At 54.6% G+C, this 20,935-nt stretch carries 9 protein-coding genes; 6 read left to right on the forward strand and 3 right to left on the reverse strand.

Annotation, left to right across the window (positions count from 1 at the left end; genetic code table 11):
- Positions 1-12: 12 nt before the first annotated feature.
- Both CUC55_RS04745 and CUC55_RS04750 read right to left on the reverse strand, forming a co-directional pair.
- Entirely contained in the window at positions 13-1,413 is a 1,401-nt protein-coding gene (locus tag CUC55_RS04745) for an aminotransferase class I/II-fold pyridoxal phosphate-dependent enzyme (RefSeq protein ID WP_067652916.1), read from the reverse strand.
- Positions 1,406-8,872, reverse strand: a complete 7,467-nt coding sequence (locus tag CUC55_RS04750; RefSeq protein ID WP_103087118.1) for a type I polyketide synthase — start codon at positions 8,870-8,872, stop codon at positions 1,406-1,408. Before CUC55_RS04750 ends, CUC55_RS04745 begins: the two co-directional genes overlap by 8 nt.
- 301 nt (positions 8,873-9,173) lie before the next feature.
- Here CUC55_RS04750 and CUC55_RS04755 point away from each other — a divergent pair, with 301 nt between their 5' ends.
- Both CUC55_RS04755 and CUC55_RS23550 read left to right on the forward strand, forming a co-directional pair.
- A complete protein-coding gene (locus CUC55_RS04755) occupies positions 9,174-10,349 on the forward strand; it encodes a polysaccharide biosynthesis/export family protein (RefSeq protein WP_425352742.1) in 1,176 nt (391 codons plus the stop codon).
- A 1,362-nt stretch (positions 10,350-11,711) separates the two neighbouring features.
- Positions 11,712-12,752: a glycosyltransferase family 2 protein gene (locus CUC55_RS23550; protein ID WP_425352748.1), complete on the forward strand. Its 1,041-nt coding sequence runs from the start codon at positions 11,712-11,714 to the stop codon at positions 12,750-12,752.
- 1,193 nt (positions 12,753-13,945) lie between these two features.
- Here CUC55_RS23550 and CUC55_RS04775 read toward each other — a convergent pair.
- Positions 13,946-14,839, reverse strand: coding sequence for an AraC family transcriptional regulator (locus CUC55_RS04775; RefSeq protein ID WP_067652929.1), 894 nt, complete (start codon positions 14,837-14,839; stop codon positions 13,946-13,948).
- 187 nt (positions 14,840-15,026) lie between these two features.
- On the opposite strand from CUC55_RS04775, the gene melA reads away from it, so the two are divergent.
- The 4 genes from melA to CUC55_RS04795 all read left to right on the forward strand — a co-directional run bounded on the left by melA (position 15,027) and on the right by CUC55_RS04795 (position 20,929).
- Entirely contained in the window at positions 15,027-16,493 is a 1,467-nt protein-coding gene (melA, locus tag CUC55_RS04780; protein WP_103087185.1) for an alpha-glucosidase/alpha-galactosidase, read from the forward strand.
- 102 nt (positions 16,494-16,595) lie between these two features.
- Positions 16,596-18,683, forward strand: coding sequence for an ABC transporter substrate-binding protein (locus CUC55_RS04785; RefSeq protein ID WP_103087123.1), 2,088 nt, complete (start codon positions 16,596-16,598; stop codon positions 18,681-18,683).
- 106 nt (positions 18,684-18,789) lie between these two features.
- Positions 18,790-19,797 (forward strand): ABC transporter permease, encoded by a 1,008-nt coding sequence (locus CUC55_RS04790; RefSeq protein WP_103087124.1) that lies wholly within the window; start codon positions 18,790-18,792, stop codon positions 19,795-19,797.
- Between the two features lies 1 nt (position 19,798).
- A complete protein-coding gene (locus tag CUC55_RS04795) occupies positions 19,799-20,929 on the forward strand; it encodes an ABC transporter permease (RefSeq protein WP_103087125.1) in 1,131 nt (376 codons plus the stop codon).
- The last annotated feature ends 6 nt before the right edge of the window (positions 20,930-20,935 follow it).

Consider the following 20,935-nt stretch of genomic DNA (forward strand, 5'->3'; position numbering starts at 1 on the left):
GCTGTCGCGTCCCTACATGAAGAGCTTTGCGACCTGCTGCATATCGAGAGAACTTAAACCGACATTTCGTTGCGTCAAATCCTGCAATATTTCATCCGTCAGTTTTACAGCCTGCGCAATCTGCTCGGGCGTGTGGTCGCTCGTCAAGAAAAACCGAAGGCGGGCCATGCCTTCCTGCACAGCAGGATAGATGATGGGCAGCGCGTTGATACCCGCTTTCAGAAGATCGTTCGACAGTTGTACGGCGCGCAGGGAATCACCCACGATCACCGGTACCACAGAGTAGCCTTCGCTAGGCCCGGTATCGAGGCCCGCCTGCTGGGCAAGCTGGAGAAAAAATTTACCGTTTCGACGGAGTGACGCCACGCGTTCCGGTTCGTTTTCCAGAACTAGAAGGCTTGCATGCGCCGCACTTGCCAATGCCGGGGCAAGTCCAACACTGTAAACGAAGCCACCAGCCTGCGCCTTCAATATCTCGATCAGTGGAAGACTTCCGGCAATATAGCCGCCGCAACTAGAAGCCGTTTTAGACAAGGTACCCATCCAGATATCGACGCTGGAAGAGTCTATGCCAAAATGCTCGAACGTGCCTCGGCCCGTCTCACCCAGAACTCCAAGCGCGTGAGCTTCATCTACCATCAGCCAGAAGCCAAATTTTGACCTCAAGCGGACCAATTCCGGAAGATTGGCGATATCACCATCCATCGAATACACACCTTCGACGATCACGAGAATGCGGTCGAAATCTCCTTCGATACTGGACAGGATTTTCTCTAGATCTGCAGGATCGTTATGCCGGAAGAAACGACGTGACGCACCTGAGAGTTTGACGCCTGACAGAACGCTGTTGTGGATCAGCTCGTCGTGGATGACGAGGTCTTTTGGACCGACGACGCAACTGATAATGGTGGAATTGGTAAGGTATCCGCTCACAAAACATACAGCAGCCTCTGTGCCATAGACGGACGCGAGCTTCTGCTCGAGAATGGCATGCAAGGGCCGCTCGCCCGCAACAAGGCGGCTGGCAGATGCGGAAATTCCGTAAGCACTGATGGCGACCGTGGCTGCCTTCAGGACTTCAGGATGTGTATTTGCACTAATATAGTCATAGGATGCGAAGTTGATAAGCTCCCGACCATCTATCCGGGTGGTCGCACCTGCGGCACCCTGGTGGGACCGGTAAAACGGGTTATCGACACCCGCGAGATCGCTGATCGCTTTTTGCGCGATGATTTTCTTGTATTCCGGCAGTTCATCGAAGCGCTTCGGCAGCTTTACGCGCTCGGGCGAGCGTCGGTTGATGCGTGCCATGCGGTTCTGACCCGTCGCGCTCTGACGCTCGCGTAGCACACCGACAAAGGCAGACTCAGACGTCTCATCAAGCCGATCGTTTTGATCTTTGTTGTCAACCATTGTGACCGATCTTCCTGTCCGAGACTGCCGCCGTATGTTTATCGGTGAGCTGTTCCATCAGCGATGTGCCGGTCACAGCATCGTCTGCGTCATCGGAATTATCATTGGCGGTCACTTTTTCATACAGCTTTTGTACGATGTCACCAACGGTCGCACCGTCCCCCATGCCTGACAGCGGGATATCGATGCCTGTTTTCTGTTGGAAACCAACGCCCAGTTCCATCGCCATGAGACTGTCCAGACCGATGTCCTTCAACACCTTTTCGGCTTTGACACTATCTTCCGCAACTTTGAGGATCGCCGCAATTTCTCCTGCGAGGAAGCCATGCAAAATGGCATGCGCTTCTTCATCCGACTTGCCAGCCACCAGCGCGGCCAGGTCGATCTGATCACCGTCGCCGCCGGAGGTCCCGCCTGCGGCGTTGCGTGGAATGGCGGAAAAGAGCGGTTGCGATGTAATCGGCAGTGCCGAGGCGCTGGTCCAGTCCAATTCCGCGATCATGACCGCAGCCTGATCGACCGCGCCCGTATCATTCACAATGACGCGTTCGACAAAGCCAAGGGCGCCGCGCGCCTTGAGGGCTGTTTTTCCGAGACGGCGAGACAGGATATCGCTGACATTGGTGTTGCGCGTCAAAAAGCCGACATCGCCGATCGCGCCAAATCCAATAGCAAGTGCAGGCAGCCCGGCACGCCGACGTCCGCGCGCCAGACCTTCGAGATAACCGTTTGCAGCGACGTAGTTGCCCTGACCGGGATTGCCGATCATCGTTGTCGCTGACGAGAAGAGAAGAAAGAGGTCAAGCTCGTCCGAGCGCGTCATACGATCAAGATTGCTGGCGCCAATTGCCTTGACCTCGATCACGGCGCGATTTTTCTCGCGGTCGAGGTTGGAAATCAGTCCGTCATTCAGCACCATGGCAGCATGAACGACGCCTTTGAGAGGACCGTATGACCGCAACTCTGTCAGTAATGAATTTAACGACGCTTCAACGGTCACATCACATGCGTGAACGGTGGCCTTAATGCCGGATGGTTTCCAGGCGGCAATGGCATCCAACGTTTCACGATCTGCGACACCACCGCGCGTGCAGAGCGCGACATGGTTGGCACCACGGCTGACGAGCCATTTTGCTGTTTCGAGACCGAACCCGCCGATACCGCCGACGACAAGATAAACACCGGACGACAGCTTGAGCACCTCATTAGAGAACAGCTGCACATGATCCTGGCCCTGAACAGGCGGGCGCACAACGATCTTGCCGATGTGACCTGCATTCTGCATCAGACGGAACGCAGCACCCGTCTCATCATAATTGAAGGCGCGATAGGGCAACGGCGTGAGTTTTCGTTCCGAAAACAATGTCCCGATTTCGGCAAAAATACGACGTGTCAGGTCAGGGGCTTTGACAAGCAACTGGTCGGCATCGATCCCGAAATAGGAGATGTTACGGCGAAATGGCCGCAGCGCGAGCTTACGGTCCGAATAGTAGTCGCGTTTGCCGAGTTCCAGAAAACGACCGAATGGCTTGACGAGTTCGAAACTGCGCTCCATCGCCTCGGCAAAGAGAGAATTCAGCACAAGCTCAACACCCTCCCCGTCCGTCACACGCAGGACGTCGCCCACGAAAGCAAGCGAGCGTGAATCGAACACATGGTCCGCACCAAGCAACGTAAGGAACCGGCGCTTCTCCACGGTACCGGCCGTTGCAATGACTTTGGCGCCTTTGAGCTTGGCAATCTGCAACGCGGCGAGACCAACGCCGCCGGCTGCACCATGGATCAGGATCGTCTCACCCTGGCGGACACGACCCAGTTCCACCATCGCGTAATATGCCGTCAGAAAAGCGACGGGAACCGTGGCCGCTGCGGCAAGATCGATACCATGCGGCACCTTAGTAACGCCGTCACGGGCAACGACCATATGTGTAGAGAAGGCCTTGGGACCAATACCCATCACGTCATCGCCGATGGAAAGATCGGTCACGGCCGAGCCAATAGCCACGACCGTGCCAGCCATTTCCATTCCGATAGTGGCACCGGCNAAACCATCTTCCAGCGCCTCTTCAGGCAGGAGACCCATCGACCACATTACGTCGCGGAAGTTCAGCCCGGTTGCAGCGACTTTGACGACGATTTCATCTGCGCCGGGAACAGGAACCTTGTCTTGGGTCCAGACGATGCTATCGACGCGCCCGCTGGTTTGTTGCTGAATGGTCGCCGCTTCAAACATTGCCGTTTTCCTGGCAGCATCGGAAACATAGCTTGGCACAGCGCGGACCACCGACAACAGACCGGTCCTTGCGCTGCATACCCACTCCCGCTCAGGACCACCGTAGGCCAGCAGAGACATGACAGCGTCCGACGTCTGCGACGGAGAAAGCGCCGCATCCAACAGGAAGATATCGAGTTCTTCATATTCGNTTTGCAGCACTCTGACGAATGTCCACAAGCCACTTGCATCGGGATCGGACTGATCGGATGCGGCAGGCGATCCGCCAGCCGCGACGACGACCAAACGGACACGCGCACTGCCTTGTCTACGCAAATGAGCGCGTGCTGCTTCCGCAAAGGCGCTCAGTGTTAAAACGGCATCCTGAAGGCCTGCCGCATTAGGGTCTCCTGTGGGAAGAGCAAATATGACAGCAAGCGGATAGGAAAGGCTTGCTGCAAACAGCTGGTCGAATGCTGCGCGCGCTTCGTCGGGCGGGCAGAGCAGAGGTTTTGAGAAACCACCGGACAGGACAGGGCTATCGCCTTCGCTGTGTGTTACCTCGAACACCGATGCGAAAGAGGAGGCGCCGACATGGCCTGTAGCAGCTTTGGTGAATGTCGCAGCCTGTACCAGCAGCAATCCACCCTCGACAGAGTCAGACTGCGCGACAGTAGGCGTACGAAACCCACACTCTTTGAGAAGGTCTTCCCACTGGGTGGTGGATGCAAACAGGCCGGTCGGGAATTCTGCGGTCGTGCTGCCGGAAAACCAGTTTTCCGTGAGGCCGAAAACGAAATCGGACAGAGCCGACGATGAGGTTTCTGCGATCGCGACGCGACCGGCACTGGATGCGGCGGTGCGCAAAACGTCTTTCAAGCCGCTATTCTGACGGAAGTGCCCGTAGAGAGAACCGCTGGCGCTGACGACAACATCCGCCCGATCCAGTTGCGACACGTCATCNGGGGCGAGGCAGTCGACAGACGGATTGCGTTCAAACCCGATTTCAAGCGTGCGCCGCAGATGGTCGGAGGGTTCGACGATGACGAGACGAGCGGCCTTGAGGGCAGCAATATCCGCGAGGCGGTTGCTGAACGCCGTGGAGACGGCACCGGCTTCGACAATCGTGAAGCCATCACCCGGCAGAACATCCGCCAGAGCAGCATGCACCGCATCGATCACCAGCNTTTCGCGACGCCGTCCGAGCGCTGTGTGGTGGCGCACATGGTCGAGGGTCGCGTCACTGAGGAAGGACAACGACTGGACCGGCTCGGAATGCGAGCCTTTTGCCAGGCGCTTGAGCGATTCTCGATAAGCGTTGTTGATCAACACGGTTTCGGCAACGCGTTCTGGGAAACGATGGTAGATTTCGTTCAACAGATCGTTGAGTGGTGGCAGGCCGCTATCAGCCTGGATGGTCCAACCCGTATCGACGAATTGTGCAATTGCAGCATCTTCCAGAGTGTACAAGCTGCTGGAAAGGAAACATTGGAATTCGGTATCACCCGGCAGCGATGACAAGAAAACTGTCTGGTCTTTGCCCGCTAAGAAAAGAGCGATATCGTGACAAGCGCGTTGAACAGCCGCGTCCAGAAGCAGCGTTGCCTCATCCGCCGGCGCCTGGGTCACTTTGGCGAAAAGGCTCGCAGGCAAGGCAGCAACCGCTTGGGACGACGTGTCAGACGAAATCTGCTGTCTTGCAACGGCCTCATAATGGAAAGCGACCGTATCGAGCGTGCTGTGCTGACGCAGCCAGGTACGACGGAAGCGGCAATCGTCCAATGCGGTAACAAGTGTGCCGTCTTCAGCCAAGAGTTCGATACGCGCCTTCAAGCTGTTTGCGCTGAACCTCTGTATCTGGATGATGGCACTGACGATTGGCTGACCGGAGGACGCCGTTCGGACCGTTCCAAACCGCACTGGAATATAAGGCGCGCCATCAATTTCGCCTGTCAGGGTGCCGAACAGTGCGACCAGTCCGTGGAAGGCGGCATCGGTCGATACCGGGTCCATGCCGTAGGTGAGGTATGGATGCACCGGGGAAGCTGCTGGCCGCAGATTGACCAAGATATGCCGGTCACCAAAAACCTCGGCTCGCTCCAGAAGCTGGAAGCACGGTGCGTAGTCCAGACCAAATCGTCGCGCCGTTTCATAAGCTTCCGCAGCGAGAATTGCGTCTGCCTTGCCAAGTGGAACGACATTGAGTTCAGCCTTACGGGAAAGGCCCACGGAACGTCGACTGCGTGCTGTCGCATGGATCGTCCACCCGTCTTCACTCATATATTCGCGAGACGCGATCTCAATCATCCCGGTTTCCGGGGATATCCGGGTCAGAAGCTCTGCCATCCGGTTATCACGCAGTTCGAGCGGTCTGAAAATCTCCAGATTGGTAATTTCCACCTCTGGCGTGCCATAATAACCCCTCGCCGCTTGCACGGCGATTTCGATGAATGCACTTCCCGGCATGATGGATTTCCCATCCACGACATGCCCGGCCAGATCAGGAAAGAGTAGTGCGTCGATATGGNTTTTCCACACAGACGCATTTGGATCGGTGCGCCATCCCAGCAAGGTGTATGGGCCATCGGCGCCATCACGACCGAACACATTGATAGCGTCCGACGTCATATTCGCTCGATAGGTTGCGTTCTCGAACGGCAATGGCGGCAAATCGATGCCGGTGATGCCTCGTGAGCGCCCGTCGACTTCCGCAACCTTTATCCCATGGGAAATACCGCGAAGCGCCGACCGTTCAACCGGATCGATACCATCTGCCAGCCCCGGACGAGCAAGCGTCGGCAAAACTACGGCCGAGGCTGAAAGCTGTTTGGCGGTTTCGGTGACGTAGGCCGACAGAATCGGACGCGGAGAAATCTCCATGAAGACATTACACCCGGCTTCGAGCGCTACATTTACAGCCGTCTCGAATGCAATGGGTTCTCGAACGTTGCGCCACCAATACCTGGCATCCAGTTGCTCTCCACCGATCTCCGCACCGGTGACTGTGGAAATGAATGTCGTGTGTCCGCCCTGAGGCGTAAGCGACGGGATTTCCTGAAGAAAGGCATCTCGTTCTCCGTCGATCACGGGATGGTGGAACGGGTAATTTATATCGAGAATGTGCACGGCATTGCGCGTCGCCTGCGCGGCGGCCTTGAAGCCTTTGATCTCCTCGACCGGACCGGAAATCGTCACCGAATTATGGGCATTTGTGGCTGCGACCATGATATTATGCAGGCCGTGACGCTGCGCAAAGGTCACGGCTGCCGCCTCCGACATCACCACTGCCGCCATCGTGCCCATGCCAGCCAAAGCATGCTGATGCTTGGATCGAATTGATACAACAGTCGTCGCATCTTCGGCACTTAGGATACCGGCGGCATAAGCGGCCGCGACTTCACCTACGGAGTGACCGAAGACGAGATCGGGTTTTACTCCAAAGCTGACCAAGCAATCGGTCAGCGCTGCCTGCACCGCAAAAAGCAAAGGCTGCGCGACGCGCGTATCCCGCAAATGCTGATCAAGGTCATCTGCNAAAAGAAGCGTAGCGATGTCGATCCCAGCGCGCTCAGCGAACAAGTGGCTAAAATGATCAAACCTACTTTTGAACTCGCTGTTCTCGCGATAGGCATCAACGCCCATTCCAGCCCACTGCGAGCCATTCCCGGCATAGACGAATGCCGTTTTGACTGCTTTGCCTGGAACTTCGCCCATCTGCGAGTGGGCCTCGCGCCCATCATACAGATAGGACGACACGGCGTTGGCGATGTCATCGGCACTGTTACCGGCCGCGACGAACCTGTGTTTCAGCATTGAGCGATTGCGTGTTGCAGAAATAATATCTGCTTTTTCTGCATCGGACGATACCGCAAATCGGGCGTCATATTCTTCCAGCAACTTGTGAAGAGCGGACTGCGTGTGCGCAGACAGAGTGAACGTTCCGCCGTCATTTGCGACATTTGCCTTTTCAACTGACGCTGGGTCCGAGATGACGACGTGAACGTTGGTGCCACCAAACCCGAATGAATTGACGCCAGCAAGACGTCGAGCGCCGGTTCGCGCGAGCGCCTGTCCCGACCGATTGACTTCAACGTTCAGATCAACGAAATCAACATTTTCATTGAGGTTTTCGGCATGAAGAGATGCTGGCAAATAGTTATTTTCTAGAGACAAAACTGCTTTAATCAGTCCTAGGACACCTGATGCAGGTTCTGCATGACCGATATTGGACTTGATTGAACCAATGAGCAGCGGCTGCGACCGAACCTTACCCAGAACCGAGCCAATAGCCCAAAGCTCGGCGGGATCGCCAACCTTCGTGCCGGTTCCATGACCTTCGATAAAAGCAAGAGCGTCCGGATCTATCCCTTTGTCATTATATATGGAGCGCAAAAGCTGTGCTTGCGCTTCGCGCGATGGCAGGGAAATACCGTTCGTGCGACCAGAAGAATTCATTCCCGACGCTACCAGTGTGGCACGGCTTCTGCTTGCATCGCTCAAGGTGCGGTCTGTGCGGCGCAGGACAACAGCGCCCGCGCCTTCTGCGCGCACGTAACCTTCGCCGTTTTCACCGTAAGCGCGGCAAAGTCCTTCCGAGGACAGCATGCGGGCTTGCGAAAAGCCGATAAATGAGAAGGGGTGGAGCAACAGATTGACGCCGCCGACAATCGCCGTATCGATTTCACCGTCACATAAAGCACGCTCAGCCTGATGCAGCGCAACTAGCGATGACGAACAAGCTGTATCGATCGTCATACTCGGACCATTTAGTCCGAGGATATGTGAAATTCTGTTGGAGATGATGGATAGCGTGTTGCCCGTCATGAAATGCGGGCCGCCAGACGCTGGATCTTCAACCTGGAGATTGCCATTGTCGAGCGAAGACGCGCCGATATAGACACCGACACGTTCTCTTTGCAGATCGGACTGTGAAACGGATGCATCTTCCAGCGCACGCCACACAGTCTGAAGAAGTAGCCGTTGCTGCGGATCCATATAGGATGCTTCACGTGCCGAGATGCCAAAAACAGCTGGATCAAAATCGTAAACATCTGCCAGAACGCCCGCAGAGAACGTATATGACTTGCCCGGGATGCCGCGCGACGGATGCCAGAAACGCGCCTTGGCCCAACGCTCGTTCGGTATAGCGCTGACGGCACAGACTTCCTGGCGCAGAAGCTCGAAAAGCTCCTCAACATTTTTTGCGGATGGCGCCACACAAGCGCGCCCCAGAATCTCAACCGTCATGCGTTACCACTATTCAATCTTTAACAGCGTGACCAATCTTGCTCAAATGACGATCACGCGATCCACATGTGTATCTTAATCGCCACCACAGGTTCCGGTTCAACAAAAAGCTGTTGGTCCGAACAGAGAAAATGTTAGCAAATCACCCGAACATCGAATACTCCTGCGACCAAGATAGTCTCATGTCAAATATTCTGGTTGCAGAAAAGNTTTTTTATGGACTGTCGGTATGCGTGCCAGTCATCTTTAACACTTTGTTGCTACTTGATGGGTGCGTGCGAATTTGCGTGACGGAGTGACTGTGAAGAAGGCTGGTTTTTTAATGATTGGGCTGGGCCTTACCTCGTGCAACAATTTGCCTGGTGACGGCCCCCTCGCATCAGATGTTGTGGAACAGTCCAGGCAGTCGATCAATCAAACTGGGCAGCGGCAGAACGTTGTCTTCGACATTGTCGACATCGACGTGAATTCGGCTACGCTCATTTCTGCCTTTGACGGAAAGTTACTGCAAAGCAGATTTGGGATTGGCGGCTCCGTTAAGCGTCCCGTCATTGGTATCGGCGATCAGCTGNAAATCACCATATTCGAAGCAGGGTCGGACGGGTTGTTTTCTACCGGCGACTCCAAGCAGACGACATTGGACATCGTCGTTCAGCCAGACGGAAAGGCCGCTATACCCTATGTTGGTCTGGTTACTTTCGCTGGCNAAACATTGGAACAAGCTCGCCAGACCATTCTTGCATCCTTGAAAAGCAAGGCCGTTGAACCTGATGTCATCATTAACAGCGCTGCGACGGCGTCCCGCAATGTCACAGTCTCGGGTGCGGTCAATAGCCCTGCTGTAGTCCCATTGAATCTGGTTGCAGAGACAATCATGGAAGTTATTGCAAAGGCAGGAGGCCCGAGCGCTCAACCCTATGAGAGTTACGTGACGCTGACCCGACAGGGCAAGACCGGGACGGTTTTGTTAAAAACTCTTCTCCAAAATCCGCGTGAGAATGTCTATCTCCAGCCTGGCGACCAGATTTTCGTGACACGTGAACCGCGGACCTTCACTGTACTCGGCTCCGTAAAAAGCAATAGCCGAATTGAATTCGGCGCCAATGACCTGAATTTGCTGGAAGCCGTCGCTTTGGCAGGCGGGGGATCGGCTGACACCAGCGACATGAAGGGCTATTTCGTATTCCGTTATGAAGAACCCGACATCGTCATGGATCTCCTAGGAGCGCAGCGTTTCAACCAACTGGTGGGCAGGGGTATGCGTCCGGATAAACTGGGACGCTACCCAATCGTCTATCGTTTCGACATGACCAAGGCTGGCAGCATGCTGACGGGTCAGAANTTTGATATCAAGGCGAGAGACGTCATATATGCGTCTCGTCATCCATCTGTCGATTTCACCCGATTTGTTACAATCGTCGGGCAGCCTATTGGCATAGTGTCAGGAGGCGCTGGCGTTTACAAAAACTTTAAGTGACTGACCAAGAGAATCATCCCGCTATTCAGCGTCTGGTCTCGGGGCGGACAGGNTTTCATCCATATACGAATGAAAGGCCCATGCCGGAAACGGCGGGATCCCCATCTTGTTGTACCCAGCGTCAGTGAGGTAAAAGTGTCTCACACCATCGCGCTCACGGTAGCGCATGTAGCCCATGTTCATCCCCACATTAATTGCTGGCGTCATGTAGGCTCTCCATGCGATAGCGTGCGCAGGTACACTCTCAGCGCCTGCGTCGTACAACAGCAACAATACGGCTCTCAAGTCATCACCCGTCCATATTGTCTAGCAAAGTCAAAAGCACATCCTAATTGACNAAATCGAGANTTTATTTCGGGAGCGAGTGGTGATGTGACTGTCGTTCCCCAGTCTTGGCGTTAAAGCTTTGCGGTTGCCAGATGTTGATAATCAGGTGGGAAACGACAAACAAACATGTGGCATGAAATGAAAGAACCAGACATTTCGTTGACCGCAAATAACTCCAAAACACCTTATGCCCTTGGCGACATGCCGGTTTCCATCAAAATTGATGCTGCAGGGACCGGGAAAAAACGCGCTTGTCTTGTGAAACTTCACAGGAAAAATCGCATTCCTGAGGTAGTCACCAGATCTGTTCTGCTAGATGAGCAGGGGCGTGGGACGTTCTTCGGCTGGATGCCAGTCGATCTCGAAGCCATTTCCTTACATCTGCCCGACAGCGTTGACAGTCGTGTAACGTTCTCTGCGCGACCGATGAACTATCTTGAGATGGTAATGCGCCTTGCGTGCCACTCGCCGAAAACGATGTGGCAAGCTCTTCGTCTCCTTCAGCGACGAAATATCAGAGGTTTCCAGTTTCGGATTGTTCGTCTTTGCGACAGTTTAAACGAGCCATCCTACCAAAATTGGCGCCAGGTCAATGATATCTCCGGAAAAATGCCCGACTTCAGCAACTGGCTGGAAAGGCCGAACGTCGTCGTCTCCATCATTGGCGATCCAGGGATGGTGGCGAAAACACGCGATTCACTTGCAGCTCAGACATATCCTGACATTCAAGAAGTTCCCGTCGGTCCCGGCGACGGCGATTTCATACTTCNAAACCCAAATTGCTTCTGGATCCGCCTGACTGCTGGAATGGAACTGAGTGCCGACGCCGTCGAGCGGCTTGTTAAGCCCCTCGTCCACGACCCTGGCATAGTCGCTGTTTATTGTGACGAAGACAGAATTGATACGGACGGAAAACGTGTCGACCCATTTTTTAAACCCGCATGGAACCCGCCCTTGGCTCAATCGGGATGGCTTGCACCAGATGGTGCGGCCATCCGTGTAAAGGCTTTGGCTGATATACCCGATTTCGAAAGCATGGATGCGGCCACTTTGCTGTTGGCTGCGTCACACTATGGTAAGATTGGTCACTTGCCTGCCCCCTTGCTTCACCGACGAGACCGGAGGCAGCCTGCCAAAANTTTCTCAGCTGCGTCTCCTGCTGCACCGTCCAAGGTCAGCGTCATTATTCCAACCCGCGATCGGGCAGATCTCCTCTCTGTTTGCCTTGCCGGACTGTTTGAAAAAACAAGAAACGATGGTCTGGACGTTATTGTGATCGACAATGACAGTTGCCAGCCGGATACGTTGCAGCTATTTGCCCGATATGAGAACGCTGGCCTCATTCGGCGCATTCCACTTCCGGGCCCGTTCAACTTCGCGAAAGCCTGCAACATCGGTGTGAACGCGGCAGAACATGACCACATTCTATTACTGAACAACGATGTCGACCCATTGCACCCCGAATGGCTGGACCGGATGATCGTAGAACTTTATGATGGGCGTGTCGGCGCCTGTGGTCCCCTCCTCCTGTTTCGTGATGGTTTCGTACAGCACGCAGGGGTGACACTGGGAGCAGGATCGGTTGCACGCCACAGCTTTCATTTCCGCGACCCTGATGGTGATGAAGACTGCGGGCTTATTTCTCAAAGGCGTGAGATCAGCGCCGTTACCGCCGCATGTCTGTTGACCCGAAAATACCTGTGGATGAACGTCGGCGGAATGAACGAGGGCAAGCTATCCGTGGCCTTCAATGATGTTGATTACTGCCTGAAGCTCGGTGTCTCCGGGNAAAAAATAATCTGGACACCTCATGCGCGTCTGACGCACCTTGAATCGGTTTCGCGTCTCGCAGACGATACGCCTGAAAAACAAAGGCGCTTTGCTGCGGAGGAACAGTATATGCATGAAGAGTGGAGCGAGGTCCTTTTAAACGATCCCCAATACAACCCGAATTTCTCCCTTGCAGCTGGTGATCATGTGCTCGACGTCTTACCCCGAAGTCTTGATGTCAGAACACCAGACATCTGGCGCAATGCCAGTGCCCTTGAACCGGGGCAAAAAGCACCTTCCTTTTAAGTCAACTGCTGTTGCTAAGCCTTATGGCGATCGAACGAGAACTAATGGTACCTTCATCCTGGCGTAACTATCTTACAAAGCTGCTCCCCCATCCTAGCCTTCGCAAAGGAGCGGGGAATGCCTCACGCAAACCAGTTCGCCGGATTTATTTGTTTGGCCGCCATCCCAACCCGACCGCAGACTACTATTTTGAAGGACGATTTGCAGATAGGCCCCAACTTCCTTACATCTTGGTGGATATCAGAGACTGCGACCTTTCCACGCTAAATCCGGACGGCGCACTCATCATCATATGCCGCTATGCCTCTACCAGCGNTTTGAAATGGATAGAGATTAATCAGGGTAGCATTGCAGGCGTCGTGCTGTTTCTGGATGACAGTATACCCGCGATCATCACGGGCGATGATGCGGCCCTGTCTTACCGTCTTTTTCTGTATTATAGGGCCCTCTACCCTCTCAGACGGCTAAACGCCCTTCTTGACGCGATTTGGGTGTCAACACCGACGCTCGGCAACACAATGCTGCAGGTCGCGCCCATCGTTGTACCTCCAGNCCCCCCTGCTCGGCTATGGGAGGTGACAGAGCCAAGAGAAGACGAAGGCAACATTTGCATCGCGTACCATGCGACAGGTGTTCATTATTCAGAGCATCTTTTCCTTCATCCGATTATTAAAGCGATACTCGCACAGCGCCCCCAAGCAAGATTTGAAGTTTTTGCTGGCAAACATGCAGCTAAAATTTGGAGGAATATGGAGCGTGTTGTTGTTCGATCACCGGTCGGTTGGAGCGAGTACCTGGAAGAGTCTTCAAAACGCTCGATCGACATCATGCTCGTTCCGCTTACACCGTCGCTCGTCAACGACTGCAGGTCACCAACGAAGCGGATCGATGTAACCAGGTTTGGCGCCGCAGGCGTATTCTCCATATCCAGGGCATATGGAGGGCGGGAGAATGCTCCCGAGATACTCCTGCCTTACGAAGCCGCGGCCTGGACGGAGAGTATAATCGAATTGATAGATGACACAGATCTAAGAGCAAAGGCGGCTGCGGCAACGCGGGCCAAAGTCGCAGCCATGCAATCAGCAGCGGATGAGCATGAAATTGAGCGACTATTGCGATTGTAAGGCGTTGCCCAGCTCAGTTACCTGGACGTGGTCCCCTGTGCTCGTCGCAGGCGGGCCCAAAACCAAAATCTATGACTTTGAAGCGCGCACGCTGGAATACATGCCTGTGCTTCTAAATTCACTCGGGTTGATGCCGTATAGCCGTCGAAAAACCTTCGAGAAATAATTAGGGTCTTCGAATCCACATAGTACAGACACCTCCTTGATGGGCATGTTTGCCGCCGTGGTGAGAAGTTTTGCCGCCCGTCGTAGCCGCTTTTGCAGAACACATTCAGCAGGCGGCACGCCCTCATTTGCAGCAAAAATGCGGGAAAAATGTGCACGGCTAAGACCCGCCACGGCTGCGAGCTCATTGACTGACAGGTTTTTGTCCAGATGGCTGTCGATGTGACTCAGCACCTGTTGCATCGTGCGGTACTCGCCGCCGAAAGAAGGATGGGAGCCGAAGACGTCATCGTAAAGCACCATCGCGGCTTCATAGGCAGCGGCAGAAGCACTGCCTGGGGTTTCAGCGCCGTTGACCAGCCTTGAACAGCATGAGGCAAGATGATCGATTGTTTCTGGCTTCAACCTGATGACTGGACCGGTTACGGAGAGAACTGCCTGGTGGATGCGCAACGCTTCTTGCCCGTTCATGGATATCCAGAAGAACTCCCATCGCCCATCTTCCTCCAGCCAGTAGCGATGGTTGTGGGGCATGAGCAGAAGCAGGGTCTCACCAGGTCCAATGCGGTAGGTGCTGTTCTCATATCGCAGGTTTCCTTGACCACTTATGCAATATTGCAGGACAGTAAAAGGTGTCTGCCCGCGCCTTCTACCATCCCAGTCATAGCCGCCACCCTGGCGGATTTCATAGCCGCTGCTGGTGGGCATCGTGTGCAATGTTTGCCTGCCACGGGGCAACGAAACAGTCCGCATAACAGGTCCTTGATCGATCAAATCCTGCAGCACAAAATTACCCATAAAAGCATAATCCTTCTCTGGCCCTTGCGATTTTTATCAGCATAATCCCGCCTCAAGGAGAGGATCAAGGGGAGTATACCGAAGGAGAATCCATATTATTCGGCGAGTTCCCGANTTTTTCTCCATTTTCTCGTGATTGAATTCCCTACCCTACTTTCGCATTCTTTTCGCAAACGAAGGTGCCAACATGAGTTTCNAAATCGCTATCATTGGTGCAGGAAGTGTCGGCTTTACCAAAAAACTGTTCACCGATCTCTTGTGCGTACCGGAATTTCGCGATGTGGAAGTCGCGCTGACCGATATCAGCCAACATAATCTCGATATGATCAAAGCGATCCTTGATCGTGTCGTGGAAGCCAACGGGCTTCCCGTAAAGGTCACCGCAACAACCGAGCGTCGCCGCGCGTTGGAAGGCGCGAAATATGTCATCAGCTGTGTGCGGGTCGGCGGCCTTGAAGCCTACGCGGACGATATTCGCATCCCGCTGAAATACGGGATCGACCAATGTGTCGGCGATACAATCTGCGCAGGTGGCATCCTGTATGGGCAACGCAACATTCCGGTCATCTTGGATTTCTGCAAGGACATTCGCGAGGTCGCTGCACCAGATGCCAGGTTCCTGAACTATGCCAACCCCATGGCCATGAACACCTGGGCAGCGATTGAATATGGCAAGGTCGATACGGTTGGCCTGTGCCACGGCGTTCAGCATGGCGCCGAGCAGATTGCAGAGGTGCTGGGTGCTCAGTCTGTTTCTGAACTGGATTACATCTGCTCAGGCATCAACCACCAGACATGGTTTATTGATCTGAAGCTCAATGGTCGCAAGATCGGTAAGGATGAGTTGATTGCCGGGTTTGAAGCCCATCCGGTTTTCTCGCAGCAGGAAAAGCTGCGCATCGATGTGTTGAAACGATTTGGTGTTTACTCCACGGAAAGCAACGGTCACCTCTCGGAATATCTGCCATGGTATCGCAAACGCCCGGACGAAATCGCCCGTTGGATCGATATGTCCGACTGGATTCACGGAGAAACCGGCGGTTATCTGCGGCACTCGACAGAGACCCGAAATTGGTTCGAAACGGAATTTCCGCAGTTCCTGGAATCGGCATCGAAGCTTCTCGATCCAACTAAGCGTTCAAACGAACATGCCAGCCATATTCTTGAGGCGCTGGAAACAGGGCGTGTGTATCGCGGCCATTTCAATGTCAAAAACAATGGCATTATCACCAACCTGCCGCAGGATGCCATCATCGAATCGCCCGGGTTCGTGGATCGTTTCGGCATCAACATGGTCTCCGGCATCACGATCCCGGAAGCCTGTGCGGCGACATGCATGGCGTCGATCAGCGTTCAACGCATGTCGGTTCATGCAGCTGTCACTGGGGATATCGACCTTCTGAAACTTGCTGTTCTCCATGANCCCTTGGTGGGTGCGGTATCGACACCGGAAGAGGTGTGGCAGATGGTCGACGNAATGGTGATCGCGCAGGCGCGCTGGTTGCCACAATACGCGCATGCCGTACCGGCAGCGAAGGATCGTCTTTCCAGATCCACTGTCAAAACGAGCGATTGGACGGGCGCTGCAAGGCGTCATGTCAGATCGATTGAGGAATTGCGCGCCGAGAAAGCAGCACTGAAAAAAGCAGTTTGATTTATCTGCGGCAGCATCGACGCGAGGAGGCATCGGTACTGACCGTTTTCCGGGAAGCAAAGGGACAGGCGTGCCTGGTCGCGCCATTGGGAGGAGATAACGATGCAACATCCACACAGGAATTTCTTGAGTGCTTGCCTTGCTTTCGGCGTTTCGCTGATCGCACTGAATGCGCATGCATTTCAAACATCGGCACCACCTGAACCAGCGAAATTTCCCGCCGAAGGAAAGATAAAATATGTGGAGCGTGACTCCATTTTGGAGTTCAAGGCGTTACCCAACTACTCGGAGCCTGATTGGGTCTCTGAAAAATTCGAAAAGACCGGCAAGCTCCCACCGCTCAAAGACAGACTGCCGGACGAACCATTGGTCTACAAGACGGGAAATATGCCGGATGGGACAGGTGTTTACGGCGATACTCTGCGCCACGTCGTTGGTGGACGTCCCGAAGGCTGGAATTACATGGCCGGCCAGACACAGGGCTGGGGCGGCATCGATATAGCGTTGTCGGAATGCCTGACACGCACCGCACCATTGTTTCAGGTAGATGCCAAAGACACAGAGCCGCTGCCCAATCTAGCTAAAAGCTGGGAGTGGTCGCAGGATGGTCACAAGCTGACGATGCACTTGATCAAAGGCGCCAAATGGTCTGATGGGGTACCCTTCACAGCAGAAGACATCATGTTTTACTGGGAAGATGGTGTGATAGACCCAAATGTGTCGCCGCTTGGTGGGGGTGCGTCGCCGGAAGCTTTTGGAGAGGGTACGACCCTTACCAAGATCGATGATTACACGGTCGAATGGACGTTCAAGAGCGCCTTTCCTAAGCAGTATCTCTATACAATGGCCTATCCGAACTTCTGCCCGGGGCCAGCACATATTCTAAAGCCGCAACACCCTAAATATTCGAAAAACACCTATAATCAGTTCAAGAATGCCTTCCCGCCCGAATATATGAACATGCCGGTCATGGGTGCGTGGGCGCCGGTGTCATACCGACCGGATGACCTAATCGTCCTGCGTCGCAACCCTTATTACTGGAAAGTCGATGAAAAGGGCCAGCAACTGCCCTATGTCGATGAAATTCACTACAAGCTTTCCACTTGGGCTGATCGCGATGTGCAGGCTGTGGCCGGATCTGGCGATTTCTCCAACCTGGAACAGCCGGNAAACTTCGTGGCTGCGCTCAAGCGTGCTGCCGACGAAAACGCGCCGGCAAGACTTGCCTTTGGCCCGCGTCTGATCGGCTATAACCTACAAATGAACTTCTCAGCCAATGGCTGGGGTTCGCCCGACGAACGGGAACAGGCCATTCGTGAACTGAACCGCAATCAGGATTTCCGTGAGGCAGTGACGTCGGCTATTGATCGCAAGGCTGTCGGCGATTCGCTGGTCAAAGGTCCGTTTACCGCGATTTATCCCGGGGGCATTTCATCCGGCACCAGCTTTTACGACCGCAACTCGACTGTCTATTATCCCTACGACCTTGAAGGCGCAAAGGCCGCTCTCGCAAAGATTGGGCTGAAGGACACGGACGGCGATGGGTTCGTGAACTTCCCGGCAGGCACGGCTGGCGGCAAAAACGTCAAGATCGTTCTGCTCGTCAACAATACCTACACGACAGACAAGAGCCTTGCAGAAGGTCTGGTTGGCCAGATGGCAAAGTTAGGTCTGCGCGTGGTACTTAATTCTCTCGATGGCAACCAGCGAGATGCCGCGCATTATGGCGGCCGGTTCGATTGGCTGGTTCGCCGCAATACGACCGAACTCGCTTCTGTGGTGCAAAACACCGAGCAGCTTGCACCGGTTGGTCCGCGCACCAGTTGGAACCACCGCGCGCCGGAAGGCAAGCAAGTCGACATGATGCCTTTTGAAAAAGAAATGGTCGATCTCGTCAACCGCTTCATTGCCTCTCAGGATAATGCCGAGCGGGCCGCTCTGATGAAGCAATATCAGAAGGTCTACACACAGAACCTCTATACGATTGGCCTGACCGAGTATCCCGGAGCGCTGATCATCAACAAGCGTTTCTCTAATGTACCGCAGGGAACACCGATCTTCATGTTCAACTGGGCGGAAGACGCTGTCATGCGCGAACGCCTTTNGGTCGCGACCAATAAACAGGGCAAATACGAGCTATTTCCCCAACAACTGCCCGGCAAGCCCGGTGATAAAGGCCCCATCAACTAGCTCCCTCCCGGAGACACCATGACCGGTCGCGCGTGAAGCGCGGCCGGCGGGAGAAAAGGCGGAACCGATCATAAGCCGGGCCCGCAATGCAGGGAGATATTTTATTATGCTCAGGTTCTTTTTTGTTCGCCTCGGCTCAGCCATACCCGTGATGCTGATCCTCAGTATCGTGACATTCGCTATCATCCAGGCGCCGCCTGGCGACTATGCGGACTATATTCGCTCACAGCTGATGAATCAGGGTGGTGCGTCGTTTGAACAGGCCCAAGCGCAGGCGCAGGCGTACCGGGTCGAACACGGTCTCGATAAGCCTATCGTGGTACAATATTTCAACTGGATTGGCGGAATCGTTACCCGCGGTGACTTTGGTTACAGCTTTTACTACAACAAGCCGGTAGCGGAGGTCGTCGGCGAACGCCTGCCGCGGACGCTGCTTTTAGCACTCGTCTGCCATCTCCTGGCGTCGATACTTGGCATCACCTTCGGGGTATTGGCTGCGACACGGCAATATTCGTGGGTCGATAATATCCTGTCTGCCATCGCATTTCTGGGCATGACGATCCCTCGCTTTCTGATGGCGTTGATCATGGTCTACCTGATGGTCTTCCACTTCAACGTCGCTGAAATCGGTAGTTTCNTTTCACCCCAATATGGTGGTGCGCCTTGGTCCTGGGCAAAGTTCGTTGATCTGGTTAGCCATGTCTGGCCGGTTGTTGCCATTGCCACCTTCGGAGGGCTGGCCTACAACATGCGCGTGATGCGCGGCAATCTGCTGGATACGCTTAATGCGCAATATGTCGAAACNGCGCGCGCCAAGGGGCTGTCGGAAGGCGCGGTCATTATGCGCCACGCCGTGCCAAACGCGCTGCATCCGCTCGTCATGTATCAGGGTGTCGTGTTGCCCTATATGCTGACCGGCGAAATTGAAACGGCCATCATCTTCGCGCTGCCAACCGTTGGTCCCGCCATTGTTGGCTCCATGGCCGTGGGCGATGTCTACGTCACCGCCACCTTCATGATGGTGCTTGCCGCGACTCTCATTATTGGGAACATCATCGCAGATATCTTGCTCGCTCTTCTCGATCCGCGTGTGCGCGAAATAGGGAGGGCGTGAGATGGTTGCCGTGCATAGTTCAACGAGCCAGGAACAGGTCATCAACGTTGCAGAACAGCGTGCAAACGAAACGTATACGGCACTGGTCTGGCGCCGATTACGGCGCTCCTTCACTGGCATGGTCGGCTTGGCACTTGTCGTTCTCCTCATCCTCATCGCCATCTTCGCCGANTTTTTTGCGCCTGCAGATCCAAGAGAAACCGGGGCCAGTTTCANCCCCCCACAAAGCATCAGCTTCAAGGAAAAAGATGGGACTTTCAGCATCTGGCCGCGCGTCTATGCGATGGCAGAAACGGAAGAGCTCGACCCGGTCACATTCCAGCCCATCGTCGGACCGAATTACGATAACCCACATTATCTCGGTTTTTTCGTCAAAGGTGCGCCGTACAATCTCTTCGGCCTGTTTCCCACGGAGCGTCATTTCTTCGGTTCTGTGGACGGCCAAACGGTCCATTTTCTGGGAACGGACAAGTTTGGCCGCGATGTCTTGTCGCGCGCCATTCACGGCTCGCGGATTTCTCTCGCCATCGCGCTGAGCGTCGTTTTTATCGTGACCGTCATCGGCACCAGTGTCGGCTTGATATCTGGCTATTTCGGCGGCGCGGTGGATGCGTGGGTACAGCGCTTTGTCGACATCGTCCTCGCTTTCCCGCAATTGCCGCTGTATCTGGCGCTGACATCGCTCATTCCTGTCACCGCCCCGACAAACGTGTTTCTGACCTTCGTCGTGGTTGTTATGTCGGCGCTTGGCTGGGCACAGATGTCCCGTGAAGTCCGTGGTAAAACAATGGCGCTTGCGCGGATCGATTATGTACGGGCCGCCATGGCGATCGGCGCGACAGACCGGCGCATCATCTTTCAGCACATTCTGCCCAATGTGATGAGCCACGTCATCGTTGCCGTTACGCTGCATATTCCAAGTGTCGTCCTCCTGGAATCCTTCCTTGGCTTCCTTGGNTTTGCCGTCAAACCTCCACTGATTTCGTGGGGACTGATGTTGCAGGATACGGCAACCTATTCGGTCATCGGTTCGTATCCGTGGATATTGGCGCCCGTCGGTTTCGTCCTTGTGACTGTCTTTGCCTTCAACGCGCTGGGCGACGGCCTACGCGATGCTGTTGATCCCTATTGAGAGAGG

It is taken from the genome of Agrobacterium bohemicum (genome assembly GCF_002896715.1).
Classification (GTDB): domain Bacteria; phylum Pseudomonadota; class Alphaproteobacteria; order Rhizobiales; family Rhizobiaceae; genus Agrobacterium; species Agrobacterium bohemicum.